Here is a 24,781-nt window from a genome sequence, read left to right on the forward strand (position 1 = left end):
CAAGACCGGAGCCCCTGTTGGGCAACGCTTGTGCATCGACTGCAGCCCGGTGTCCTGGGACCGCCCCACGGGCAGCCCGGAAGCTGTTACTTTTGCCGTGGCCAGGCTCGTTCTGAAGGCAGCAAGGTGGTGACATCATGACGCGGGTCGTCGTGGTGGGCGATCTCATGACCGACGCGGTCGCGCGCGCCCGTTATGCGCTCGCCAGGGCGAGCGACACCCCGGCGATCGTGACCATGCACGGCGGCGGCTCGGGGGCCAACATCGCCTCGTGGCTGGCCGTCGAGGGCGGCGAGGTGGCCTTCATCGGCCGCAGGGGCGCCGACATCACGGGGCGCAACCGTGACATGGAGCTGATGGGCTACGGCGTCGACGCCCGGCTCGTCATGGACCCGGAGCGGCCCACCGGCACCTGCGTGGTGCTCGTCACGCACAAGGGCGAGCGCACCATGCTCTCCGACCCCGGCGCCAACGCCGCGCTGTCGCCCGAGGACCTGCCGCGCGACCTGTTCTCCAGTGGCGCCCACCTCCACCTGTCCGGCTACACGCTGATCAACGAGGGCTCGCGCGACGCGGGCCTGGCCGCGCTCGACATGGCCAGGCGCGGCGGGATGTCGATCTCGGTCGACTGCGCCTCGTCGGCGCCGCTGGAGCGTACGGGCGCCGAGTCGTTCCTGGAGTGGACCAGCGGGGCCAAGCTGCTGTTCGCCAACATCGACCAGGCCAAGGTGCTGACCGGCCGCGACGACGCCGAGGCCGCCGCCAAGGTGCTGACCGCGTGGTTCCCGCAGGTCGTCATCAAGATGACCGCCGAAGGCGCGCTGTGGTACGCCAACGGCCGCCCCGAGCCGGTCCGGGTGGCCGCCGAGCCGGTCGACAAGATCGTGGACGGCACGGGCGCCGGAGACGCGTTCTGCGCCGGGTTCCTGCCCGTCTGGCTGGCGGGCAAGCCGCCGGCCGAGTCGCTGGCCGCGGGCTGCCGCCTGGCCTCGAAGGCCATCATGCACCTGGGCGCGCGCCCGCCGTTCTAGTCCCGTAGGTCTCCATGGTGAGCGGTCCCCGCACCGCTATGGTGGAGAAAATCGGGATGAGCGCGAAATAAGGGAGCCGGATGCGCGGCGTGCGTCCGTTACGGCCGGGCGATCCCACGTCGGTGGGTTCGTACAAGGTCACCGGCTTTCTCGGCGAGGGCGGTCAGGGCAGCGTCTACCTCGGCGTCTCCCCTTCCGGCGAGCAGGTCGCGATCAAGCTGCTGCACGCCCGGTTCGCCGACGACGAGCAGGCGGTACGCCGCTTCCGCCGCGAGGCCGAGGCGGCCCGGCGGGTGGCCGAGTTCTGCACGGCACGCGTGCTCGAGGTCGGAGCGGTCAACGACCAGCCCTTCATCGTCGGCGAGTACGTCGACGGGCCCTCCCTGCAGCACCAGGTCACCAAGGAGGGCCCCGTCCAGGGCCCGGCGCTCATGCGGCTGGCGATCACCACCGCCACGGCCCTGGTGGCCATCCACGGGTCCGGGGTCGTCCACCGGGACTTCAAGCCCAGCAACGTGCTGCTCGGCCCGGACGGGCCCCGCGTGATCGACTTCGGCATCGCCCGGGCGCTCGACATCAGCCAGAGCCTGACCACCAGCATCGTGGGGACGCCCGCGTTCATGGCTCCCGAGCAGTTCCTCGGGGGGGCCTCGCCGGCGAGCGACGTGTTCGCCTGGGCGGGCACCATGATCTTCGCCGCCACCGGGCGCGGGGCCTTCGGCTTCGGGCCGCTGCCCGTGGTCATGCACCGCATCCTCAACCTCGACGCCGACCTGAACGGCGTGCCGGCGGAGATCGCGCCGCTGCTGTGGGCCTGCCTGGCCAAGGACCCCCGGCGCCGCCCCACCGCCGAGCAGCTGATGCGGGACCTCATCCGCGCCGGCGCCGCCCCGCCACCCGCTCCCTCGGCGCCCGCGCCGGCCCCTCCGGCAGCGCAGCCCGTCAGCAGCCCGCAGGCGATCGGGGGGCACTTCCGCCCAGGGCCGTATCCGGCCAGCGGCCCCGTACGGCCGCCCGCGCCGGGGGCCACGACCGAGCCCTCGCGGCGGCACGGGCAGCGCAGGGCGCTGGTCTCGATCGGGGCGGCGGCCACCGCTCTGGTAACCGGGGTCGCGGTGTGGCTCGTGGCGCGCAGCCATCCCGAGGACTTCTCCCCGAACCCCACACCCACGTCCTCGCAGGTGGCGGCCTTCGGGACGGCCGTGACGTCCGTGGCCGACCCTTCGGCCAGGAAGGGCGGGACCCTGCGGGTTGTCTCGCCGTACGAGCTCGAGTCCGTCGATCCGGGGAACATGTACATGCCGGATTCCCTGAACCTGGTGCGGCTCTACGGGCGTTCGCTGACGATGTTCAAGCCGGCGCCGGGAGCCGCCGGGACGCAGATCGTGCCGGACCTGGCCGAATCGCTCGGTGTGCCGGGCGACGGCGGCAAGACCTGGACGTACAAACTCCGACAAGGCGTGAAATATCAGGACGGAACGCCGGTCACCTCCGAGGACGTCAAGTACGCGATCCTGCGGAGCATGGATCCCTCCCGCAACCTGGGATCGCCCTACTTCGAGCTCATGCTCGACCTCCCCTCCGGCTACCAGGGCCCCGCCAAGTCACCGAACGCGAACACCGACGCGGCCATCCAGACCCCCGACGACCGGACGATCGTCTTCCGCCTCAGGCGGCCGTACGCGACGTTCGACGACGTCGTGCAGCTCCCCGAGACCGTCCCCGTGCCGCAGGCCAAGGACACGCGGGAGACCGTCCTCGCCTCGGGCCCGTACAAGATCGAGAGCGTGTCCGCCGACAAGAAGCAGGTCGTCCTCACCCGCAACGACCAGTGGGCCGCCGCCACGGACCCCAACCGCAACGCGCTCCCCGACCGGTACGAGATCGACTACCAGGTCGCCGACGCCGAGCAGCGGCTGCGGGCCGGAACGGCCGATTTCGGCTTCTTGAACACCTCGGCGAGCACCGAGGCCGCGGCGCTCGGCGATCCGGCGCTCAGGAAACGGGCCGACGTCCCGGTGGGCACGTCCGTGCGCATGCTGGCGATCAACCCGCAGGTGGCGCCGTTCGACAAGGTCGACTGCCGCAGGGCGGTGGTCCGCGCGCTCAACCTCAAGAACCTCGCCCGCGCGTTCGGCGCCGGACCGGCACAGTCCCCGCTGCCCACCTCGCTCGTGCCGCCCACGGTCGCCGGCGGTCGCTGGCGCGATCCGAACCTGAAGGCCGAGGGCGACCAGCAGGCCGCCAAGCAGTCGCTGGCCGCGTGCGGGAAACCGTCGGGGTTCTCCACCGACTACGTCTATCGGGACCTGGGCACCGACAAGCAGATCGCCGAAGTCGTACAGCACGACCTCGCCGCGATCGGCATCGAGGTCACGCTGCGGCAGGTCTCCCCCGCGGAGTTCCACAAGACCTACGGCGGCAACCCCGGCAACCTCAAGCGGCAGGGCATCGGCCTGATCCCCAAGTCCTGGGCGCCTGACTGGCCCGATCCCGAGTCGTTCCTGTCGTCGATCGCCGACAGCAGGCAGATCACCGACACGTATTCGTTCAACGTGAGCGTCCGCGTCAAGGCGATCGACGACCTCATGGACCGGGCCAGGGCCGAGCTCGACGCGGGCAAGCGGGCCGCCCTGTGGACCGAGGTGGAGCGGAAGCTCGCCGACGAAGCCGTGCTCGTGCCGCTGGTCTGGGTGTGCCCGGTGCTGCTACGCGGCCAGAACGCCGCCAACGTCCACGTCAGCCCCGTCTACGGCAACTACGACCTGCTCACCATGGGCCTCAAGTAGGCGCCTCACGAGGTGACCGCCAGGGCGAGCGGGAGGACCGCCGGCGCGCCCGCGTGCCGGATCAGGGCCGCCCCCAGCGTCATCGTCCACCCCGTGTCGACGCGGTCGTCCACCAGCAGCACCGGCCCGCCGCACTGCGCGATCGAGGCGCCCAGCTCCTTGGGCATGGCGAGCGTCCCCCGGACCGCCTGCACCCGCTTGGCGCTGTTGAACTGCTGCCCGGGCGCTCCCGCCCGATAGCCCAGCTCGCCGAGGTAGGACAGCCGGCCCACGGACGCCAGCCGCTCGGCGAAGCTCCGCACCAGCGTGGGGCGCGTCGCGGACGGAACGCTGACCACGGCCACGGGCCGCTCGCGCCAGTCCCAGGCCGCCAGCACCTGCACCACGGCCTTGAACACGTCGTCGGGCACCGGCCCGTCGCCCTCGTGGAACAGCTCCCGCAGCCGGTTGCCCCAGCCGATGTCGGTCAGCCGCCCGAGCGCGCGACCGGGCTCGGCGCCCAGCTCCGGCTTGATCCGCCCGGACAGGTCGGCCAGCCCGGTGGGCCACTGCCTGCGGGCCTCGATCTCGACGCCGGGCCTGCTCAGCCGCTGGCGGGCGCCCTCGACGGCCTGTGCGGCGATCTCCGGCGAGCGGTGCCGCCCGGTGCAGTTGTCGCAGCGCCCGCACGGGGTGGCGCTCTCGTCGTCGAGGTGCCTGCGCAGGTACTGCTCCCGGCACTCGGACGTCGTCAGGTAGCCCAGCATGGCCTCCTGCTCGGCCCTGCGCTCGGCGGCGATGCGGGTGTAGCGCTCGGCGTCGTACGCCCACGGTTCGCCGGTGGCCTCCCAGCCGCCCTTGACCCGGCGGACCGCGCCGTCCACGTCGAGCACCTTGAGCATCATCTCCAGCCGGCTGCGGCTGAGGTCGACCGCCGTCTCCAGCGCCGGGGTGGACATGACGCCGCGCTCTTCGAGCGTCTGGAGCGTGGTCCGTACGACGGGCTCGGGCGGGAAGGCCAGCGAGGCGAAATATGACCAGATATCCCGATCCTCGGTGCCCGGCAGCAGGATCACCTCGGCCCGCTCGACCCCGCGCCCGGCCCGGCCGACCTGCTGGTAGTAGGCGACGGGCGACTGCGGCGCGCCCACGTGCACCACGAAGCCCAGGTCCGGCTTGTCGAACCCCATCCCCAGCGCGCTCGTCGCCACCAGCGCCTTGAGCTTGTTGGTCAGCAGCGCCTCCTCGGCGGCCAGCCGCTCGGCCGGCTCGGTCTGCCCGGAGTAGGCGGCCACCTCGAACCCCTGGTCGCGCAGGTAGCCGGCGATCTCGTGGGCGGCGGCGACAGTGAGGGTGTAGACGATGCCGGAGCCGGGCAGCTCGCGCAGCGTCTGCGCCAGCCAGGCCAGCCGCTGCTCGGCGGTGGGCAGGCGGACCACGCTCAGATGCAGGCTCTCCCGCTCCAGCGCCCCGCGCAGCACCAGCGTGCCGTCGCCGTCGTCGCCGGGCAGGCGCATCTGCTCGGCCACGTCACGGGTGACGCGGGCGTTGGCGGTGGCGGTGGTGGCCAGGACGGGGATGCCCGGCGGCAGCTCCTCGAACAGCGTGGCCAGCCGGCGGTAGTCCGGCCGGAAGTCGTGGCCCCAGTCGGAGATGCAGTGGGCCTCGTCCACCACCACCAGCCCGGCGCTCTCGGCCAGCTCGGGCAGGACGTTGTCGCGGAAGTCGGGGTTGTTGAGCCGCTCGGGACTGACCAGCAGCACGTCGACCATGCCCTCGGCGACCTCGCCGTAGATCTCCTCCCACGCCTCGGGGTTGGCGGAGTTGATCGTGACGGCCCTGATGCCGGCCCGCTCGGCGGCGGCGATCTGGTTGCGCATGAGCGCCAGCAGCGGCGAGACGATGACCGTGGGGCCCTCGCCGAGCTCGCGCAGGAGCGCGGTGGCCACGAAGTAGACGGCCGACTTGCCCCAGCCGGTGCGCTGCACGACGAGCACCCGCCGCCGATCCAGGACCAGCGCCTTGATCGCGGCCCACTGGTCGTCGCGCAGCACGGCGTGCTCCCCGGCCAGGGCCCGCAACCGCTCCTCGGCCTCTTCACGCAGCATCGCGACATCGGGGGCTTCACTCATGCCCCCCTTGTTACCAGCTTTCTCCGACGGAATGGGCCAGTGGGCCGCAAGCCGCTACTTGTCGGCGTGCTCGGGGAAGGCGTTGATGGTGACGCGGTGCATGCGGCGGCGCTCGGTGTAGTCGGCCACCGCGTAGTGCTGGGTCGGGCGGTTGTCCCAGAACGCCAGCGTGCCGGGCCGCCACCGCAGCCTGAGCTGGTACTCCGGCGAGCGGATGTGGTCGATCAGGAGCGGCAGCAGCGCCTCGTTCTCCCGGTCCGTCAGCCCCACCAGGCGGGTCGTGGAGGCGCGGTTGACGAAGAGGGCCTTGCGGCCGGTCTCCGGGTGCACGCGCACCACCGGGCGCTCCACCGGCGGCCACTTGGCCTGGATCTCGGCCAGGTCGAACGGGTGCCCCTTCGCGATCGCCTTCTTCATCGACATCGTGATGTCGTGCACGGCGGTCAGCTCGTCGCACAGCCGCTGCAGCGACGGCGAGAGCGTCTCGTACGCCAGGTAGGTGTTCGCCCAGCACGTGTCCCCGCCCACGCTGGGCAGCTGGACGCAGCGGAGCAGGGAGCCCATCGGCGGGGTGGGCTCGAAGGTGTTGTCGCTGTGCCACTCGTCCCCGCCCTCGCCCTTCGGCGAGGTCTGGTCGAGGACGTGGATGGGGCTGGTGGAGTCCTTCTTGAAGGCGGGGTGGTTGAGCGTGCCGAAGTTCAGGGCGAACTGCAGGTGCTGTTCGTCGTCGATGTGCTGGTCGCGGAAGAACAGCACGAGGTGCCTGAGCCAGCCGGCCCGCAGGGTGGCGACCTCTTCCTGCGACAGCGGTTTGCGCAGATCGACCCCGGTGACCTCGGCGCCGATGTGCATGGTCACGGGATGGAACTCGATCATGACGCCTCCGGATACAGGTGGGAACCCTCGGCCCGAACGTACGACCCAAGCAATTGCTTGGTCAAGGGTCGTTCCGGAGAGCCTTCCGTACACGCCGGTCGCGACTTGTGACGCCAACGAGTCGCGGGCACCCGAATACCTTCGGCACAATGTTCGACATGGCCCGACGCACGACTGCACCCCCGCCCGAGGACTTCGAGGAGCGGATCGTCGACATCGACGTCACCTCCGAGATGCGCACCAGCTATCTCGAGTACGCCTACTCGGTGATCTACCAGCGCGCCCTGCCCGACGCGCGCGACGGCCTCAAGCCCGTGCAGCGTCGCATCCTCTACTCGATGACCGAGATGGGGCTGCGGCCGGATCGCGGCCACGTCAAGTCGTCGCGCGTCGTCGGCGACGTCATGGGCAAGCTGCACCCCCACGGCGACAGCGCCATCTACGACGCCCTGGTGCGCCTGGCGCAGCCGTTCTCCATGCGCCTGCCGCTGGTCGACGGGCACGGCAACTTCGGCTCGCCCGACGACCTGCCCGCCGCCATGCGTTACACCGAGGCCAGGCTGGCCACGGCGGCGATGCTCATGGTCGACGCCCTCGACGAGGACACCGTCGACTTCAAGCCCAACTACGACGGCCAGGAGACCGAGCCGGTCGTCATGCCGTCGGCCTTCCCCAACCTGCTGGTCAACGGCACCAGCGGCATCGCGGTCGGCATGGCCACCAACATGGCGCCGCACAACCTCAACGAGGTCGTGGCCGCCGCCCGCCACCTGATCAAGAAGCCGGACGCGACGCTGGACGAGCTGATGACGTTCGTCCCGGGTCCCGACCTGCCGACGGGCGGCTCGATCATCGGGCTGCAGGGCGTGCGCGACGCGTACGAGACGGGCCGTGGCACGTTCCGCATGCGGGCCAAGTGCGCGGTCGAGCAGATCACGCCCCGCCGCAAGGGCATCGTCGTCACCGAGCTCCCCTACAACGTCGGCCCCGAGCGCGTCGTCACCAAGATCAAGGAGCTGGTGACGGCCAAGAAGCTCCAGGGCATCGCCGACCTCAAGGACCTCACCGACCGCCACAAGGGCCTCCGGCTGGTCATCGAGATCAAGAACGGCTTCATCCCCGAGGCCGTCCTGGAGGAGCTCTACCGGCTGACGCCGATGGAGGAGACGTTCGGCATCAACAACGTCGCCCTCGTCGACGGCGAGCCGCGCACGCTCGGCCTGCGCGAGATGCTCCAGGTCTACGTCGACCACCGGCTCGAAGTGGTGCGCCGCAGGTCCGAATACCGGCGGCGCAAGCGCGAGGAGCGCCTCCACCTGGTCGACGGCCTCATCATCGCCCTGCTCAACATCGACGAGGTCATCCAGGTCATCCGCTCCTCCGACGACTCGGCCGAGGCCCGCACGCGGCTGATGGACGTGTTCGACCTGACCGAGATCCAGGCCTCCTACATCCTGGACACGCCGCTGCGCCGGCTCACCAGGTTCGACAAGCTGGAGCTGGAGCGGGAGAAGGAGACGCTGAGCGACGAGATCGCCAAGCTGACCGAGATCCTCTCCTCCGACACCAAGCTGCGCCAGGTGGTCTCGGGCGAGCTCGCCGACGTGGCCAAGAAGTACGGCATGCCGCGCCGCACGGTCCTGCTGGAGGCGCCCGGCGTCGCCCGCACCCCGGTCGCGGTCGTGGACCTGCAGGTGGCCGACGACCCGTGCCTGGCGCTGCTGTCCTCGACCGGCCTGCTGGCCCGCACCTCCGACGCCACGCCGCTGCCGGGCGAGGGCGAACGGTCGGCGCACGACGTGCTGGTGTCGGTCGTCAAGACGTCCGTACGCGGCGAGGTGGGCGTGGTGACGTCGCTGGGCCGGCTGATCCGGGTCCAGGTCGTCGACCTGCCGACCCTGCCGACCACGGCCAATCCGCCGTCCCTGTCGGGCGGGCACCCGGTGTCCGAATACGTCTCGCTGCAGCCCGACGAGAAGGTCGTCGGCCTGGGCTCCCTCGATCCCGACGGCCCCGGCCTGGCCCTGGGCACGGCGCAGGGCGTGGTCAAGCGGGTGGTGCCCGACTACCCGGCCAACCGCGACGACTTCGAAGTGATCACGTTGAAGGACGGCGACACCGTGGTGGGCGCGGTCGAGCTGGTGTCGGAGTCGCACGACCTGGTGTTCATCTCCTCCGACGCCCAGCTCCTGCGCTACCCGGCCTCGCAGGTGCGCCCGCAGGGCCGTCCCGCGGGCGGCATGGCGGGCATCCGGCTCGACGACGGGGCCCGGGTGATCTGGTTCGGGGTGGTGGATCCCGAGCGTCCCGCGCACGTGGTCACGATCGCGGGCTCCTCCACGGCGCTGCCCGGCACGCAGGTGGGCGGCGGCAAGGTGTCCGACTACGCCGAGTTCCCGCCCAAGGGCCGGGCCACGGGCGGGGTCCGGGCGCAGCGGTTCCTGAAGGGCGAGGACGAGCTGCTGCTGGCGTGGGCCGGCCCGGCGCCGGCCAAGGCGGTCTCGGCGGTGGGCAAGCCCGTGCCGCTGCCGGAGGAGATCGGCCGCCGCGACGGCTCGGGCGTGCGGCTGACCAACACCATCGGCGCGATCGGCGGCGCCCTCGCCTCCGCGCCCGAGGCCCTGCCGTCCGGGTCCGCCCCGGCCGAATAGACGTCCTTTGACGCTGCCGGGTGCCTGCGGACGCCCGGCAGCGGCTGTTATGAATCACGGATCGGCACCGATCTCATCTGGGAGAGCGCTCTCTCCCACTGGAGGTACTGTGTTCCGAGCCAGACGCCCGTTATGGGTGACCCTTTCCCTCGTCGCCGCCCTGATCGTCGCCCCACGGGCGGCCGCGGCCGCCGACCCCCTCACGATCACCGATTTCGAGTCGGACAGCGTTCCCTCAGGCGTGTACGCCTGGGGCAACGACGCCGCCTCGACCCCCGCGCTCACGATCGAGCCCGGCCCCGCCAGACCCGGAGCCCCGGCGACCAACCGGGTGCTCAAGTCGGTCTACAACGTCAGCCAGTGGGGCGGCTGGTCGCACGATCTGGCCGCCACCCAGGACTGGTCCCCGTACGAGGGCTTCTCCTTCTGGGTGAACGGCGCCGCCTCGGGCCAGAAGATCTTCTTCGAGATCAAGGACGGCGGCGGCGGGGCGGGCGCCGCCGAGCTGTTCGAGTCGTCGTTCACCGACGACACGGCGGGCTGGCGGCAGGTGAAGGTGCCGTTCGGGAGCTTCACCAGGCGCACCGACTACCAGCCCGGCGGCGCGCCGTCCGACGGCGAGCTGGACCTGGTCGCCATGTGGGGCTACTCGATGCGGCTGCCGGCCTCCTCTCAGGGCACGCTGGAGTGGGACCAGGTCGAGCTCTACGGGACCGCTCCCCCGCGCCCGGTCAGGCTCTCCACCGACCGGCCCGTCTACCCGGTGAACGAGAAGGGCGAGGCCAGGGTCAGCGTCACCGTCGCCACCGCCGACGGCCGGCCCCTGCCCGCCGACCTGGCCGTGAGCTACCGGACCGGTACGGGCACCGCGACCCCCGGCGGCGACTACACGCCCGTCGAAGGCACCCTGACCTTCCCCGCGGGCACGGCGTCCGGGGCCGCCAGGGCGTTCACGGTCAGGACGCTCAAGGACGGCCAGGACGAGGTCGCCGAGACCATCCCGATCGAGCTGTCCGGCACCGGCACCAGGCCCCCGGCCGAGGCCCCGGTGGTCGTGATCAACGCGCATGGCCTGCCGTACCTGAACCCCCGCAAACCGGTCAGGGAACGCGTCGCCGACCTGCTCGGGCGGATGACGCTGGACGAGAAGATCGGGCAGATGACGCAGGCCGAGCGCGGCGCGCTGGGCAAGCAGAGCGACATCGCCACGTACGTGCTCGGCTCCCTGCTGTCCGGCGGCGGCTCCACCCCCTCGTCCAACACGCCGCGTGCCTGGGCCGACATGATCGACGGGTTCCAGCTCCAGGCGCGGCGGACCCGGCTCCAGGTGCCGCTGATCTACGGCGTGGACGCCGTGCACGGCCACAACAACGTGGTCGGCGCCACGATCTTCCCGCACAACGTGGGCATGGGCGCCACCCGCGACCCCGGCCTCGTCGAGCGGGCGGGCGAGATCACCGCCCGCGAGGTCAAGGCCACCGGCGTCCCCTGGGACTTCGCGCCGTGCCTGTGCGTGTCGCGCGACGACCGGTGGGGGCGGGCCTACGAGTCGTTCGGGGAGGACCCGGCGCTGGTGTCGCGGATGGCCACGGTCATCGACGGCCTGCAGGACAACGGGGTGCTGGCCACGGCCAAGCACTACGTCGGCGACGGCGGCACCGCGTACGGCTCCTCGACCAGCGGTGACTACACGATCGACCAGGGCGTCACCAAGGTCGGCCGCCAGGAGCTGGAGGCGGTCCACCTGGCGCCGTTCGTGGAGGCGGTCAAGCGCGGCGTGGCCACCGTCATGCCGTCGTTCTCCAGCGTCGACTTCGGTGACGGCCCGCTCAAGATGCACGCCCACAAGGAGCTGATCACGGACGTGCTCAAGGGCCGGCTGGGCTTCAAGGGGTTCGTGATCAGCGACTGGCAGGCCATCGACCAGATCCCCGGCGACTACCCGAGCGACGTGCGCGCCTCCGTCAACGCCGGGCTCGACATGATCATGGTGCCGTACGCCTACCCGGCCTTCGAGAGCACGCTGAAGGCCGAGGTCGAGGCCGGGCGCGTGCCGCTCAGCCGGGTGGACGACGCGGTCGCCAGGATCCTGACCCAGAAGTTCCGGCTGGGGCTGTTCGAGCACCCGTACACCGACCGCACGGGCATCGACGACGTCGGCTCGGCGGCGCACCGGGCGGTCGCGCGCACGGCGGCGGCCAGGTCGCAGGTGCTGCTGAAGAACGACGGCGGCCTGCTCCCCCTGCGCCGCGACGCCAGGATCTACGTGGCCGGCTCGAACGCCGACGACATCGGCAACCAGGCCGGCGGCTGGACGATCACCTGGCAGGGCTCGTCCGGGCCGATCACCCCCGGCACCACGATCCTGTCGGCCATCCGCTCGCGGGCGTCCTCCGTGACGTACTCGCGCGACGCCTCGGCCGACCTGGCCGGGCACGACGTGGGCGTCGTGGTGGTGGGCGAGACCCCGTATGCCGAGGGACAGGGCGACGTGGGCCGCGCCGGGCGCACGCTGGACCTGTCGGCCGCCGACCGGGCCGCGATCGACAAGGTGTGCGGGGCGATGAAGTGCGCGGTCCTGGTCGTCTCCGGGCGTCCGCTGCAGCTCGGCGACCTGTCGGGCGTCGAGGCCGTGGTGGCCTCCTGGCTGCCGGGCACCGAGGGCGCGGGGGTGGCCGACCCGCTGTTCGGGGCGGTCCCGTACACGGGGCGGCTGCCGTTCACCTGGTTCCGCTCGGTGGCGCAGCTGCCGATCAACGTGGGCGACGCGGCCTATGACCCGCTCTGGCCTTACGGGTGGGGGCTGCGTACCGACCGGGCCCGCGACCGGCTCAAGGCGGCACGTGACCGGCTCGCCTCCGGTGACGGGTTCTCCAAGGCCGCGTCGCTGGTCCTCGCGCTGCCGGCGCACGCCTGGAACGCCGACGGGTCCGTACGTGACGCGCGGGCCGTCCTGGGCGCCCTGGGCACGGCCGCGACGCTGCTCGAACGGTCGAAGACGGACGCGTACACCGTGGATGACGCCGTCGTGTCGGTGGCCAGGGACGTCGCGCAGAGCGCGGGCAGGCGGCCCGACCTGCAGGCGGCGGCCGACCACGAGCTGGCGGCGGGGAACCTGAGGAAGGCGGTGGACCTGCTGGCGCAGGCCGCCCGCTGAGGTCACGAGGGGCTGTCCCCGCCGGGGCGGGGACAGCCCCTCACGTCATTCGCGGCACAGGCAGAACGGATGCCCGGCCGGGTCCAGGAACACCCGGAAGCTGTCGTCCTCGCTCGGCTGGTGCTCGTGCTTGGTCGCGCCGATCTCGATCACCTGCTTCTCCGCCTCGTCCATGTCGACCACCGTCACGTCGAGGTGGAGCTGCTGGGGGCGTTCGGTATCCGGCCAGGTGGGCGGCCGGAAGTCGAGCACGCGCTGGAACCCCACGCGCTTGGGAGCCCCGCCGTCGCTCACCACCGCCCACTCGTCATCCGCGTGGATGACGGGCCATCCCAGCAGCCGGGAGTAGAACTCGGCCAGCGCCCTGGTGTCGGGACAGTCGAGCACGACAGTGCGGAACTGCGCGATGCCACTCACTCGATTCACCTCTCATATTCGTCTTGCGGGCACGTCGGCAGACAACAATGGATGTCATGGCTGCCAACTCGTACATGGTGCCGCTCGGCACCCCAGCACCCGCATTCGACCTGACCGCCATCAACGGCGGCAATGTCTCACTCGCGGATCTCAAAGGCTCGCCCGCCACTCTGGTGGTCTTCCTGTCCAACCACTGCCCGTATGTGCGGCACATCGAGAAGGGCCTCGGCGCCCTGGCCGCCGACTACGGCGCCAGGCTCTCGATCGTCGCCATCTGCAGCAATGACAGCGTGAACTACCCGGACGATGATCCGACACACCTGGCGGAGCAGGCCGCGCGGGCCGGGTTCACGTTCCCGTACCTGCTGGACGACACCCAGGAGGTCGCCAAGGCCTACCGGGCGGCGTGCACGCCGGACTTCTTCCTGTACGACGCGCACCTGCAGCTCGTCTACCGGGGCGAGTTCGACGGCGCCAGGCCGGGCAACTCGGTGCCGGTGACCGGCGAGTCGCTGCGCGCGGCGATCGACGCCGTGCTCGACGGCGAGCCGGTGCCCGCGGAGCAGAACCCGTCGCTCGGCTGCGGCATCAAGTGGAAGCCGGGCAACGCTCCCGCCTGATCCGGTCTCGCCCTGCTCACCGCCGCCCGCGTCGACCGAATACGAGCGCCGCAGCCGGGAGAGGGTGGCTCGGGCCCGCCGGGTTCGGCCTTCTCGAACCCGGCGGCACCCACGTGGCGGAGCCCACGAGCCGCTCAGGCGCCGGCGGCGCCGGCGGCGCCGACGGCGGGCGGGAGGGCGAGCAGCAGTTCGTGCGGCTCCCCGCCGTCCCAGTGGCGGATCAGCTGGTTACCGGCCTCACCGGGGTCGAAGCTCTCGCACCCCAGGGGCCCGTAGCAGCCCGCCTGGTCCAGCATGAGGATCAGCGGATCGTCCTCGGGCAGGCTGGCCGCGTAGGCGGCGGTGTCGAGGAGAGCCAGGGCCAGCCTGGCGTTGCGACCGCCGTCCTTGGACTCCACGCGGTCGAGGCGGCGCCGGGCTTGGGCACGGAGATACGCGGCGAGCGATTCGGACCTACTCACGACTAACCTTCTTCGATCACGTACATACGGCTACGACATCATCACGCAAGGTGACGGTTTTTCGTGGGACGTTTGCCAACTCCAGCCAGTCGCCACCCCGTTCATCACTGGCTTTGGGGCGCAGTGCATCATTTGTTGCATGAGTGCGTTCGACGACCTGTATGACGCCAACGCGAGGTTTGCCAAGAAGTTCGGAAGCTCCGACCTCACCGGGCGCGCCGGCCGCGGGCTGGCCGTCGTGACCTGTATGGACTCCCGCATCGACCCGCTCGGCCTGCTGGGCCTGAAGCCCGGCGACGCCAAGATCCTGCGCAACGCGGGCGCCCGCGTGACGGACGACGTCCTGCGCACCCTGGTGCTGGCCGTCTACCTGCTCGGGGTGGAACGCGTGCTCGTCATGCCCCACACGGACTGCGGCATGGCCAAGGTCACCGACCCGGACGTCCACGCCCTCACCCAGGAACGCGGGGTGGACACCCGCAGCCTGGAGTTCCACACGGTCCCCGACCAGAACGAGGCGCTCCGCCACGACCTCATCCGCATCAGGACCAGCCCGTTCCTGCCGGAGGGCATGCCGGTCGCGGGAGCCATCTACGACGTCCGCACGGGCCGGCTGACGCCTGCCGCGTTCTAGAAGAATTCACCTGACCTGAGTGGTGCCCGGTTGTGCGGCCGTACAGCATGACCGGGCGCCCCCGGACCCGCCCTGGGCGCATACGAGAGGACGTGCTTTGGGCGATCTGAGCTCTCCCCCCGTTCCCGATGGCTCCAGCGCGGGCGACTTCGTGGGGGCACTGCGGCGGTTGCGGTTGTGGGCGGGCTCGCCGTCGATGCGGCGTCTGTCCGGGGGGTTGTACGGGAGCAGGTGGAGCAATGGCGCACGGTCTGGCGCCACTTATCCCTTCCACCCCAACCCACCGCCGACCGTGGTTGATGTCGCGCCGGTAGGTCTCGTCGGTGTCGATGAAAGCCAGGATGTGCAAGGACTTGAAGATGCGGCCGTAGGCGGCGATGGCCTCCCCCAGCGCGGTGGGATGGCCATCGCGCTGCAGCATGGTGACCACGTCGTGGGCGCGGACCTCGCCGGTGTAGCGGCCCGTAGTCGGCGCTGGCGCTGATTCGCCAGCCCTTCTGGTCGGGCAGGTCCGCCAGAGCGGGCCGGTAGGAGATCCGCAGCAGTTCCAGCAGCCCAGGGAGTCCCGGATCGTCCCGGACACGATCTTCGCACCCAGCCCGATCCCTTGATCATTCATGGCATTGAGCCGGGTCATCCCGCGACTGGATCCGAAGAACTTGCGGTTGGGCCGGGCGAACGCGGCCGGGACGGGCACCACGAACCGCATCCCGTCGACCGCGGCGACTATCCCACCGCCCCACGCGCGGGCCAACGCGAGCCCGGCCTGGCGGGCGACCAGCGGCGCGTTCGCCGGGGCGAGGGTCTCGGGCCGGAAGTAGTTCTGGAACACGTGCGACAGCCGGGAACGTTCCAGCGCAGGCACGCCCTGCTTGGCGATCGGCCGGTAACCGAGGTTCATGGAGTGCGCGGCCAGGCACGCGGCGATCGAGATCGGCAGATCCTCCAGCCGGGACCGGCCGCCCGACACGGCGGTAAACGCCTCCACCAGGGACGGCTCCCACGACATCACCTCCAAGATCACCTCAGGCAGGTGCACCGGCGGCAGCGCGGCACCTCCAGCAACTGGTCCAGCACATACCGCTGGCCCACTGTCAGCAGCCCCTCCAGCCCCCCACAGCCGCTTGGCCACCTCGTCGCGGACCTGAGCGACCAGCCGCGCCAGCGTCGTCACCCCCGGCAGCAGCACACCCCGCTCCCGCAGCCAGGCCACCGCGTCGAAGAAGATCGCCTTCGGGCCATCCCCCGACGTCCACGACCTGGCCGCCACCCACGCCCGCAGCTCGTCCTCGACCGCCGAAAATCCTCCAGCCCGTACATCCGCCGGATCTCCCACTGGTGATCCAGCTTCGTCTTGGCCTGCTCGGTGTACCTCTTCACCTGCGACGGATCGGTGATCCCCAGCTGCTCGGACACAAAATCCAGCACCGCAACCGGCACATCCAAGGGGTCCTCCAGGAACACCCCGAGCCGGCGCACGGTCACCGGTTGCAGGCCGAACCCGAGTTTCATGTGCTCGCCGCGGCGGCGGTCGATCAGCGCGCGGTCCTCGTCATCGAGGAAGAACAACCGCTCCAGGTCCGCCTGCGACGGAGCCCCGGCGTACCGCCCGTACGCGGCCTCTTCATCATCAGAGGGCGTTGCGTGAGTTGATGTCCTTCTCGTCGTTCGTGCTGGGCAGGGAAGGCTGGTCAGGGACTTCGCGGGCGGGCTAGGGCTGCGGTTGAGCGAACAACCCGGGACGAGCCGCACGCCGTGGCCAGGCAGCCGCCGGGGTAGCGGGTAGTGCCACCCCGGCGGCGGGATCACTTGGCGGCGAAGGCCAGCAGTGCCTCGTTGACCTCATCGGCGTGCGTCCACAGCAGGCCGTGCGGGGCGCCCTCGACCTCGACGTAGTGCGCCTCCGGGAACGCCTCGTGGAAACGACGCCCGGTGGCGTCGATCGGGAGGATGTTGTCCCTGGTGCCGTGCAGGATGAGTGACGGCTTTCCGGCCGCGCGCACCGCCGCGACGTCCTGGCGGAAGTCCTCGATCCACGCCGCCACCACCGCGTACGCGGCGACCGGGGCGGAGGTCGTGGCGGTGTTCCAGTTGGCGGCGACGACCTCCTGGCTGATCCTCGTGCCGAGATTCTCATCCAGGTTGTAGAAGTCCTTGTAGAACTGCGTGAACCAGGCGTATCGGTCGGCGCGGGCAGTGGCGACGATGCCGTCGAACACCGACTGCGGTACTCCGGCGGGGTTGTCGTCCGCCTTCACCAGGTACGGCTCCAGCGACGCCAGGAAGGCCAGCTTGGCGACGCGCTCGTGGCCGTGGTTCTTGACGTAGCGGGCGAGTTCGCCGGTGCCCATGGAGAACCCGACGAGAATGGCCTCGCGCAGGTCAAGCGTCTCCAGCAGCGTGTTCAGGTCGGCTGCGAAGGTGTCGTAGTCGTACCCGCTCCCGACCTTGCTCGACTGGCCGAAGCCGCGGCGGTCGTAGGTGATCACCCGGTAGCCGGCGGCGAGCAGCTCGCGCGTCTGACGCTCCCAGCTGTGCCCGTTCAGGGGGTAGCCGTGGATGAGGACGACCGGCTGACCGGATCCCTGGTCCTCGTAGTACAGCTCGACGTCGGTGCTGTTCTCGGTGCCTACCTTGATGTGGCCCATGAGAAATCTCCCTCCTATCCGCTGGAGAACGATCGTTCTCCGCGTATGTCCACTACAGTAGAGAACGCTGGTTCTCTGCGCAACTGGAGCTCTCGTGATCGATGAGGAAACAGCACGTGACCAGGTCGTCTCCACCGCCGACCGGTTGTTCTACGCCCACGGCGTCCAGGCCGTCGGCATGGACGCCGTCCGCACCGAGGCGGGTGTCTCGCTGAAGCGCATCTACGCCCTGTTTCCCTCCAAGGACGACCTCGTCCTGGCAGTGCTCCGCCACCGGGCCGAGCAGTGGGACACCGGCGTGGCCCGCGCCCTCGCCGCCGCCCGCACGCCGCGCGACCGGATGCTGGCCGTCTTCGACTTTCTGGCGGAATGGTTCCGCCAGGACGACTTCCGGGGCTGCGCCTTCATCAACTTCTTCGGCGAACTGGCCGGTGGCAGCAGCCGGGTCGCCGAGGCGGTCAGGGAGCAGAAGACCTCTTTCCAGCGCCATGTCGCCGACCTGGTCCGCGAGGCGGGTGGTCCCGGTTACCTCGCCCCGCAGCTGGCCCTGCTCGCCGAAGGCGCCCAGACCACGGCCGCCATCACCGGGGACCCCGCCACGGCCGCCCACGCCCGCGCCGCCGCCGAGACCCTCATCGGGGCGGCATGCCCCGCAACGTAGGGCGGACCACCACACAAGCGACTCAGAGTCACTAGACCGTTACATGATCGAACCCTCGGCAACACGACCCACATCGGACCGGTGGGCGGCGGTAACACCACCCGGACCGGCTCGCTATCGCCGTTGACCGTTCGGTTGCCGCTCACGGGCCGACACCACCTTGATGGCCCACATCGCCCCCGTGGTCGGCGACGGGAGCGGCGACGGCACCACCTGGCCGGAGCGGGTCACCGACGAGGAGTACGCCGCCCTGGCGACCGTCGACGGTTGAGCCTGAGGGCGGATCAGCTCTCGGCGACCAGCGCCCGGCCATGGTCCTCCGTCGCGATGTAGGTCCGCAGGTGCGGGTGGCGGCCGCCGACGGCGATGTCCCGCCAGTACCGCTGCAACGCGTTGCCGGTGGCGAAGCCGCTGGGCCCGTGCAGGTCGAGCATCAGTTCCACGGCGGCCCGGCAGTCGCGGGCGGCGTACGACAGGTCCATCTCCAGCCGCGCGCGTCCGGCCGCCGAGACGTCGCCCGCGTCGACCTCCTGCGCGGCGGCGAGCATGGTGCGTTCGGCGCGGTCCACGAGCAGTGTCGCCTCGGCCAGCCAGTGCCGTGCCGCGGGCGAGTCGCCCATCCGCGCGTACGCCGTCATGAACGGCTTGCGGTCCGAGGCGAACAGCGCGTGCACGACGTCGAGCGCGCCGCGTGCCGCGCCGACCACCGGGGCGAGGACCGTGAGCCCGTAGAAGACCTTGGCGGAGGGTGTCGGCGGCCCGGCCGGGCTCACTCGTTCCGCCGGTACCAGCAGGTCCTGGGCCACGACGGTCTGACTTCCGGTGCCACGCATGCCGGCGGAGTGCCAGGTCCGTTCGACGGACAGGTCGGCCAGGGGGATCACCGCGATCGAAAACGTACCGTCGACGATCAATCCGAGGAGGGCCCAGACCGCGTCCTCGCAGCCGGAGACGTAGGGCCAACGGCCGTTGATCCGGATGCCGCCCGGCTCGGGTGTTCCGATGCCGTCCGGCCGGCCCGATCCGCAGGCGAGTGCGTCCGGGTCGGCGTGGACGTCGGGTGGAACCGCGTCGCGGAAGGCCTCCTCGACGAAGGTCTTGCCGGTCGCGCAGGTACCGGCGATCCAGGCGGTGGACGGGCAGTACCGGCCGACCTCCGCGAGGCGGCGGGTGACGGTGCCGGCGTCGGCCCAGGCCCCGCCGAACCGTTCGGGCGTCCTGAGGGCGAACCCGCCGTGACGGCGGACCACCTCGAGGCTGTCGGCGGTCGGGCGGTCCTGCCGCTCGGTCTTCTCGGCGTTATCGAGGAGGATGCGGAGCTGGTCCTGAGGGATGGTGTCGGATGTCACGTCCATCGACCCAACCAGGCGCGGCCGCCGGCGACCATGTCCGATCGGCCCGGACGCATACGCGTACGTCCCCTTTCGCGGCGGCGCGCGGCCTACGATCCGTTCATGGACATGATCAGCGAGGTGATCGGCACCGTCCGTGCCGGCAACGCCTACGCTCGCCGGATCACGGAGTCCGGGTCGTGGGGCGCCCGCTACCCCTCCTTCGCGGGCGTCGGGTTCCACCTCGTCCTGGGCGGCACCGGCTGGCTGGTGCTGCGAGGCGGCGAGTCGATCGCGTTGCACCCGGGTGACGTCGTGCTCGTCCCGTACGGCACCGAGCACGGGCTCAGCCACACGCCGTGCGCGCTCGGCACACTGCCGGTGGCGAGCATGGGCCCGGAGCCGCCGCGTCCCGGCCCGTCCGACTTCGAGTTCCTCTGCGGGGCCTACCGCCTGGACAACGGCAAGGTCCACCAGTTCCTCCGCGCCCTGCCGGACGTCATCGCGATCTCACCGGACTACGACCGTCACCCGCAGCTTCGGTCGCTGGCGGCCCTGCTCGGCGACGACGTGTCCGAGCCCCGGCCGGGTGACGAGGCGACGCGGTCCGCGCTGGTCGACCTCACGCTCGTCCACGCGCTGCGCCACTGGCAGGAGCAGTCCGGCGATGAGGCGTGGCCGAGGATCACCGATCCGGGGATCGCCGCGGCGCTGCGGGCGATCCACGACGCGCCGGACGGCCGGTGGACGGTACAGCGGCTGAGCGAGATCGCGGGCATGTCCCGTACGACCTTCGTCCGGCGGTTCACCGACCTGCTCGGCAAGCCGCCGGCGACGTACCTGACCGGATGGCGCCTCACCCTCGGCGCCCGCCTGCTGCGCGAGACCTCGGCGCCGCTGGCGGCGATCGCCCGGCAGGTCGGCTACTCGACGGAGTTCGCGTTCGCGAACGCCTTCCGGCGGGAGTACGGCGTCTCACCGGGCCGATTCCGGCAGAACATGCGGGTCGCCGCGGCCAGCCGATGACACATCCGCGGTGCGGTCTCATACGGTCAGGCGGCGGATCGTGGCGAAGCCGCCGGCGAGCATGACGGCCACGGCGGCGAGGATGCCGGTGACGCCGGTGGCGAGGATGCCGGTGACGCCGGTGGCGATGAACCGCTGAGCCGACCAAGCCGTCTCCGCGTCCGTCACCCAGGAACGCCGGCCACTGCGAGCACGGCGGGAAGCGGCAGCACGCGCTCGGCCTCTGCGGCCTCGCCGAGCAGACGGCCGGGTACTCATGGACGGTCGCCCTGCGGGTAAGGGCGGGCCATGAGGACACTCGTGAAGACCGCCACCGCCGTGACCGCCACCGCGGTGGTCGGCGGTCTCGCCACCGAAGCGGACTCCCGTCGACCGCTGGGACTGCAAGTCTCCGGGCAAGCGGCACAACCAGGAGTGGTACATCAAGGGCCCCTACCTCGACAAGGTCGGCCGCTGGGGCTACCTGATCTACAACCGGCACAGCGGACAGTGCCTCAACGTCGCGGGCGCCGACACCCGCGCCGGCGCCCGGGTGATCCGGTGGCCGTGCAACTCCAAGCACCAGAACAGCCTCTGGTACTGGAAGCGCAACGACTACGGCACGGGCCAGCGCCTGGCGAACTCCAACAGCAACCCCCAGCCAGAGCCTCTTCTTCTGATCCCCCGCCCTGACCACACCTCACCGGCGGCCGACCCCGACCCCCTCCAACTCGGACTCGGCCGCCGCTCCACGCCCGACACCTGAGCCCAGAGCACCGCAGCAGCGAGAACACCGCACGTCACCACCCAGAGGGACCACAGCCACACATCCAGAGCCCTCTCCACAACCGACCAGCCCGCGCCTCCAAAGCCCAGGGCCCCCACAACGAGCAGCCCACATCCAGAGCCCCGGACTGCCACAACCGGGCGGCCCACGTCCAAAGCCCGGACTGTCACTACCGGCTAGCCCAGCACGCACCAAAGGCTTCAGACCACGCAAGCAACCCGCACACCACAGCCCCTGAGACGACGCGAGCCCGCCCACACACCACAGCCCCTGAGACGACGCGACCAGCCCGCACACCGCAGCCCCCGGACAACCCCGAGCCGCCCACATCAACGCCCCTCGGACCGTCACGGAGGAGCGAGCAAGGGACGCATAGGGATCTGGAGCCCCGCTCCGCGCGTCAGAGCCTCGAGGGGCCGCGATGAGCCCCGACCCGGCGCATGACTCCAGGAGATCGCCAAACGGCCCTGCATGACGCCCCAGAGCCGCGCCCGCGTGCCTCAGTAGCTCCTCAGACCGTCCCCATCGACCTCACCAGCCCCGCAGAGCGTCTCCTTGGCCCCTGGGCAGTCTCTCCCGGCCCCCTGGGACAGGTGTCTTCCCCGGGCCCTCTGGGGGCCTCCTCTGGACCTCCTGGGGTCTCTGGCCCCGGGACAGCCTCTCCCTGGGCCCCGGGACAGCCTCTCCCTGGGCGCCCGCGGCGGTCTCTCACTGGGCGTCGTGGACAGTCTCCGAGCCGCCAGCCGCCCACCCAACCTCACCGCAACAGCAGAACCGCTACGGCGTCCCCACCGGCGGGACAGAACCGCAAGGCGTCCCCACCGGACGAAAGAGCAGCCACGCGTCCCGATCGGACCGCGGAGCAGCCACGCGTCCCCACCGGACCGCGGAGCAGCTACGCGTCGATGTGGTCGCGGTCGACCTCGGCGGCGCTGTTGACGATGAACTCACGCCGCGGCGCCACCTCGCTCCCCATGAGCAGGTTGAAGATGGCCTCGGCCTCCTCGACGTCCTCGATGCGGACGCGGCGCAGGATGCGGTGGCGCGGGTCCATGGTCGTCTCGGCCAGCTGGTCGGCGTCCATCTCGCCCAGACCCTTGTACCGCTGCACGGGGTCCTTCCACCGCTTGCCCCGGCGTTCGAGATCCCGCAGCACCTTCTGCAGCTCGGCGTCCGAGTAGCAGTAGATGTACTTGTCCTTGCCCCGGCCGGGGTTGGTCAGCTCGATGCGGTGCAGCGGCGGCACGGCGGCGAACACGCGCCCCGCCTCGACCATCGGCCGCATGTAGCGGTGGAAGAGGGTCAGCAGCAGGCAGCGGATGTGGGCGCCGTCCACGTCGGCGTCGGCCATGAGGATGACCTTGCCGTAGCGGGCGGCCTCGATGTCGAACGAGCGCCCCGACCCGGCCCCGACGACCTGGATGATGGCGGCGCACTCGGCGTTCTTGAGCATGTCGCTCACGGACGCCTTCTGGACGTTGAGGATCTTGCCCCGGATCGGCAGGAGCGCCTGGAACTCGGAGTCGCGGGCCAGCTTGGCGGTGCCGAGCGCCGAGTCGCCCTCGACGATGAACAGCTCGCTGCGGTCGATGCCGTCGCTGCGGCAGTCGACCAGCTTGGCCGGGAGCGCCGAGTTTTCCAGCGCGCTCTTGCGCCGCTGGTTGTCGCGGTGCTCGCGGGCGGCGATGCGGGCCTTGGCAGCGGCGACGATCTTCTCGAGCACGGCGCGCAGCGGCTGCTTGAAGCCGCGCGGCGGGTTGGTGAACAGCTCCCTCAGCTCGCGGGAGACCACGTGGGAGACGATGCGGGTGGCCGCCGAGGTGCCGAGCACCTCCTTGGTCTGGCCCTCGAACTGCGGCTCCGGCACCCGGACCGTGACCACACCGGTCAGGCCCTCGGAGATGTCGTCCTTGGTGACGGGGTCGTCGCCGTTCTTCAGCAGGCGCGTCTCGCGCAGCAACTCGTTGATCGTGCGCACCAGGCCGCGCTCGAACCCGGTCAGGTGGGTGCCGCCCTTGGGAGTGGAGATCACATTGACGAACGAGCGGACGGTCGACTCGTAGCCCTTGCCCCAGCGGATCGCCACGTCGACGGTGAGCTCGCGCTGCACCTCGGTGGGCGTCATGTGGCCCTGGTCGTCGAGGACCGGCACGGTCTCGTGGAAGTGGCCCATGCCCTGCAGCCGCAGCACCTCGCACACGGCCTCGTCGCGGGCCAGGAACTCGGTGAACTCGGAGATGCCGCCGTCGAAGCGGAACTCCTCCTCGGTGCGCTCCTCCTGCCTGCTGTCATAGACGGCCAGGGTCAGGCCGGGCACCAGGAACGCGGTCTGCCGCAGGCGCACGTGGATCTCGTCGAGCGAGACCTCGGCGTCGGGCAGGAAGATCTGCTTGTCGGCCCAGAAGCGCACGCGGGTGCCGGTGACGTTCTTGGGGAGCTTGTCGCCGAGGCGCAGGCCGGACTTCTTCTTGAACTTCGCGGTCGGTCCGGGCCCGTCGAAGATCCCGGGGACGCCGCGGCGGAAGCTGATCTCGTGCACCAGGCCGTCGCGGTCCACCTCGACGTCCACTCGCGAGGACAGCGCGTTGACCACGGAGGCGCCGACACCGTGCAGACCGCCGGACGCGCCGTAGGAGCCGCCGCCGAACTTTCCGCCCGCGTGCAGCTTGGTGTAAACGAGCTCGACCCCGGCCAGGCCGGACTTGGGCTCGATGTCGACGGGGATGCCCCGGCCGTTGTCGCGCACCTCGATGGAGCCGTCGGCGTAGAGCTCGACCTCGATGCGGTCGCAATGACCGGCCAGCGCCTCGTCGACGCCGTTGTCCACGATCTCCCAGAGGCAGTGCATGAGCCCGCGGCTGTCGGTGGACCCGATGTACATGCCAGGGCGCTTGCGAACCGCTTCCAGGCCCTCAAGCACCGACAGGTGACGAGCCGTGTAACCCGCCTCCACTAGCGTCACTCCAGCTCCCCTGGTCTAGGCATCGAACACGTGTGCGTAGCTTACCGTTCTTCCCACACGCGCGCGTACAAGCTTGCCACGCCGACGCGTTTGCCGTTACCAACCGGCTGATCGTCATTACTTTGGGACACATTCCGCTCTGGGCGTAGAGAGGGGGCGGTTGGGAACGTCCACGTCCGGTTAGATGTTGTTCCAAGTGACTGACGCCAGATCCTCGCTTCGGCGGGGGTGACCCGAAAGGCGATACGTGACTGGAGCTCTCGCCCCCGTTAAGCCGCTGACGGCCCTCGACCGCTGCGACCGCTGCGGCGCCCAGGCCTACATTCGCGCGACCCTGCCTGTGGGTGGGGAGTTGCTGTTCTGCGCCCACCACGGGCGTCAGCACATCGCAGCGCTGCGCGAAAAGGGTGCCGACATCCTGGACGAGTCGGCTCGACTCAGCGAAACCCGTTCAACTGCCCCCAACGACGAGCGCTGACGCAGCGCCTGTCGTGCTGAGATAACCACATATAGCGATACGCAGAACGGCGACCCCGGCACCGCCCGGGGCCGCCGTTCTGCGTTCAGCCACTCGGATATGCCCAAAGACACGCCGTTATGCATGGAGAACGGCGACATGCGAGCTGAACGGCTGGTGTAC

18 protein-coding genes and 2 pseudogenes are annotated in these 24,781 nt (G+C 70.7%); 10 read left to right on the forward strand and 10 right to left on the reverse strand.

All coding sequences use genetic code 11. The features are described from left to right. Positions 1 to 137 precede the first annotated feature (137 nt). Positions 138 to 1,031: a carbohydrate kinase family protein gene (locus HD596_RS58900; RefSeq protein ID WP_185077996.1), complete on the forward strand. Its 894-nt coding sequence runs from the start codon at positions 138 to 140 to the stop codon at positions 1,029 to 1,031. 80 nt (positions 1,032 to 1,111) lie between these two features. Beyond that, entirely contained in the window at positions 1,112 to 3,820 is a 2,709-nt protein-coding gene (locus tag HD596_RS58905) for an ABC transporter substrate-binding protein (protein WP_185077997.1), read from the forward strand. 5 nt (positions 3,821 to 3,825) lie between these two features. On the opposite strand, the gene HD596_RS58910 is transcribed toward HD596_RS58905, so the two are convergent. Both HD596_RS58910 and HD596_RS58915 read right to left on the reverse strand, forming a co-directional pair. Then, a complete protein-coding gene (locus HD596_RS58910; protein ID WP_246555529.1) occupies positions 3,826 to 5,931 on the reverse strand; it encodes a RecQ family ATP-dependent DNA helicase in 2,106 nt (701 codons plus the stop codon). Between the two features lie 54 nt (positions 5,932 to 5,985). After that, positions 5,986 to 6,807, reverse strand: coding sequence for a TauD/TfdA dioxygenase family protein (locus HD596_RS58915; RefSeq protein WP_185077998.1), 822 nt, complete (start codon positions 6,805 to 6,807; stop codon positions 5,986 to 5,988). A gap of 158 nt (positions 6,808 to 6,965) precedes the next feature. On the opposite strand from HD596_RS58915, the gene HD596_RS58920 reads away from it, so the two are divergent. Both HD596_RS58920 and HD596_RS58925 read left to right on the forward strand, forming a co-directional pair. Then, positions 6,966 to 9,458, forward strand: coding sequence for a DNA gyrase/topoisomerase IV subunit A (locus HD596_RS58920; RefSeq protein WP_185077999.1), 2,493 nt, complete (start codon positions 6,966 to 6,968; stop codon positions 9,456 to 9,458). A gap of 136 nt (positions 9,459 to 9,594) precedes the next feature. After that, entirely contained in the window at positions 9,595 to 12,615 is a 3,021-nt protein-coding gene (locus tag HD596_RS58925; protein WP_313047490.1) for a glycoside hydrolase family 3 N-terminal domain-containing protein, read from the forward strand. A gap of 45 nt (positions 12,616 to 12,660) precedes the next feature. On the opposite strand, the gene HD596_RS58930 is transcribed toward HD596_RS58925, so the two are convergent. Next, positions 12,661 to 13,032, reverse strand: coding sequence for a VOC family protein (locus HD596_RS58930; protein ID WP_185078001.1), 372 nt, complete (start codon positions 13,030 to 13,032; stop codon positions 12,661 to 12,663). 56 nt (positions 13,033 to 13,088) lie between these two features. On the opposite strand from HD596_RS58930, the gene HD596_RS58935 reads away from it, so the two are divergent. Then, positions 13,089 to 13,652 (forward strand): thioredoxin family protein, encoded by a 564-nt coding sequence (locus HD596_RS58935; protein ID WP_185078002.1) that lies wholly within the window; start codon positions 13,089 to 13,091, stop codon positions 13,650 to 13,652. A 134-nt stretch (positions 13,653 to 13,786) separates the two neighbouring features. Here HD596_RS58935 and HD596_RS58940 read toward each other — a convergent pair whose 3' ends face one another. After that, positions 13,787 to 14,113, reverse strand: a complete 327-nt coding sequence (locus HD596_RS58940; RefSeq protein ID WP_185078003.1) for a hypothetical protein — start codon at positions 14,111 to 14,113, stop codon at positions 13,787 to 13,789. A 139-nt stretch (positions 14,114 to 14,252) separates the two neighbouring features. Between HD596_RS58940 and HD596_RS58945 the strand changes: the two genes are divergently transcribed. Continuing rightward, positions 14,253 to 14,747 (forward strand): beta-class carbonic anhydrase, encoded by a 495-nt coding sequence (locus HD596_RS58945; protein WP_185078004.1) that lies wholly within the window; start codon positions 14,253 to 14,255, stop codon positions 14,745 to 14,747. Here HD596_RS58945 and HD596_RS66115 read toward each other — a convergent pair. The 3 genes and pseudogenes from HD596_RS66115 to HD596_RS58960 form a co-directional block, all read right to left on the reverse strand. After that, positions 14,656 to 15,960, reverse strand: a complete 1,305-nt coding sequence (locus HD596_RS66115) for a Tn3 family transposase (RefSeq protein WP_376776178.1) — start codon at positions 15,958 to 15,960, stop codon at positions 14,656 to 14,658. The two genes, HD596_RS58945 and HD596_RS66115, sit on opposite strands and share 92 nt — an antisense overlap. Beyond that, positions 15,949 to 16,556 (reverse strand): annotated as a pseudogene (locus tag HD596_RS66120) (DUF4158 domain-containing protein); the annotation flags it as partial. The pseudogene HD596_RS66120 and the gene HD596_RS66115, both read right to left, overlap by 12 nt. Beyond that, the gene (locus HD596_RS58960) at positions 16,553 to 17,395 is read right to left on the reverse strand and encodes an alpha/beta fold hydrolase (protein ID WP_185078007.1); all 843 of its coding nucleotides are present in this window, start codon (positions 17,393 to 17,395) and stop codon (positions 16,553 to 16,555) included. The gene HD596_RS58960 and the pseudogene HD596_RS66120, both read right to left, overlap by 4 nt. A gap of 94 nt (positions 17,396 to 17,489) precedes the next feature. Between HD596_RS58960 and HD596_RS58965 the strand changes: the two genes are divergently transcribed. Further along, positions 17,490 to 18,056, forward strand: a complete 567-nt coding sequence (locus tag HD596_RS58965) for a TetR/AcrR family transcriptional regulator (RefSeq protein WP_185078008.1) — start codon at positions 17,490 to 17,492, stop codon at positions 18,054 to 18,056. A gap of 284 nt (positions 18,057 to 18,340) precedes the next feature. Here the strand turns inward: HD596_RS58965 and HD596_RS58975 are convergent, their stop codons facing one another. Then, positions 18,341 to 19,411 (reverse strand): acyl-CoA dehydrogenase family protein, encoded by a 1,071-nt coding sequence (locus tag HD596_RS58975; RefSeq protein WP_185078009.1) that lies wholly within the window; start codon positions 19,409 to 19,411, stop codon positions 18,341 to 18,343. A gap of 99 nt (positions 19,412 to 19,510) precedes the next feature. On the opposite strand from HD596_RS58975, the gene HD596_RS58980 reads away from it, so the two are divergent. Beyond that, positions 19,511 to 20,413, forward strand: coding sequence for an AraC family transcriptional regulator (locus HD596_RS58980; RefSeq protein ID WP_185078010.1), 903 nt, complete (start codon positions 19,511 to 19,513; stop codon positions 20,411 to 20,413). An 18-nt stretch (positions 20,414 to 20,431) separates the two neighbouring features. Here HD596_RS58980 and HD596_RS58985 read toward each other — a convergent pair whose 3' ends face one another. Continuing rightward, on the reverse strand, positions 20,432 to 20,581 hold the full coding sequence (locus HD596_RS58985) for a hypothetical protein (protein ID WP_185078011.1): 150 nt from the start codon (positions 20,579 to 20,581) through the stop codon (positions 20,432 to 20,434). Between the two features lie 250 nt (positions 20,582 to 20,831). Between HD596_RS58985 and HD596_RS58990 the strand changes: the two are divergent. After that, positions 20,832 to 21,158 (forward strand): annotated as a pseudogene (locus HD596_RS58990) (RICIN domain-containing protein); the annotation flags it as partial. 916 nt (positions 21,159 to 22,074) lie between these two features. Here the strand turns inward: HD596_RS58990 and HD596_RS58995 are convergent. Beyond that, positions 22,075 to 24,141 carry a DNA gyrase/topoisomerase IV subunit B gene (locus tag HD596_RS58995; RefSeq protein ID WP_185078012.1) on the reverse strand — a complete coding sequence of 689 codons (2,067 nt, stop codon included), beginning with the start codon at positions 24,139 to 24,141 and terminating at the stop codon, positions 22,075 to 22,077. 247 nt (positions 24,142 to 24,388) lie between these two features. On the opposite strand from HD596_RS58995, the gene HD596_RS61125 reads away from it, so the two are divergent. Continuing rightward, on the forward strand, positions 24,389 to 24,619 hold the full coding sequence (locus HD596_RS61125; protein WP_111176316.1) for a DUF7455 domain-containing protein: 231 nt from the start codon (positions 24,389 to 24,391) through the stop codon (positions 24,617 to 24,619). The last annotated feature ends 162 nt before the right edge of the window (positions 24,620 to 24,781 follow it).

Source organism: Nonomuraea jabiensis, from assembly GCF_014204795.1.
Classification (GTDB): Bacteria; Actinomycetota; Actinomycetes; order Streptosporangiales; family Streptosporangiaceae; genus Nonomuraea; species Nonomuraea jabiensis.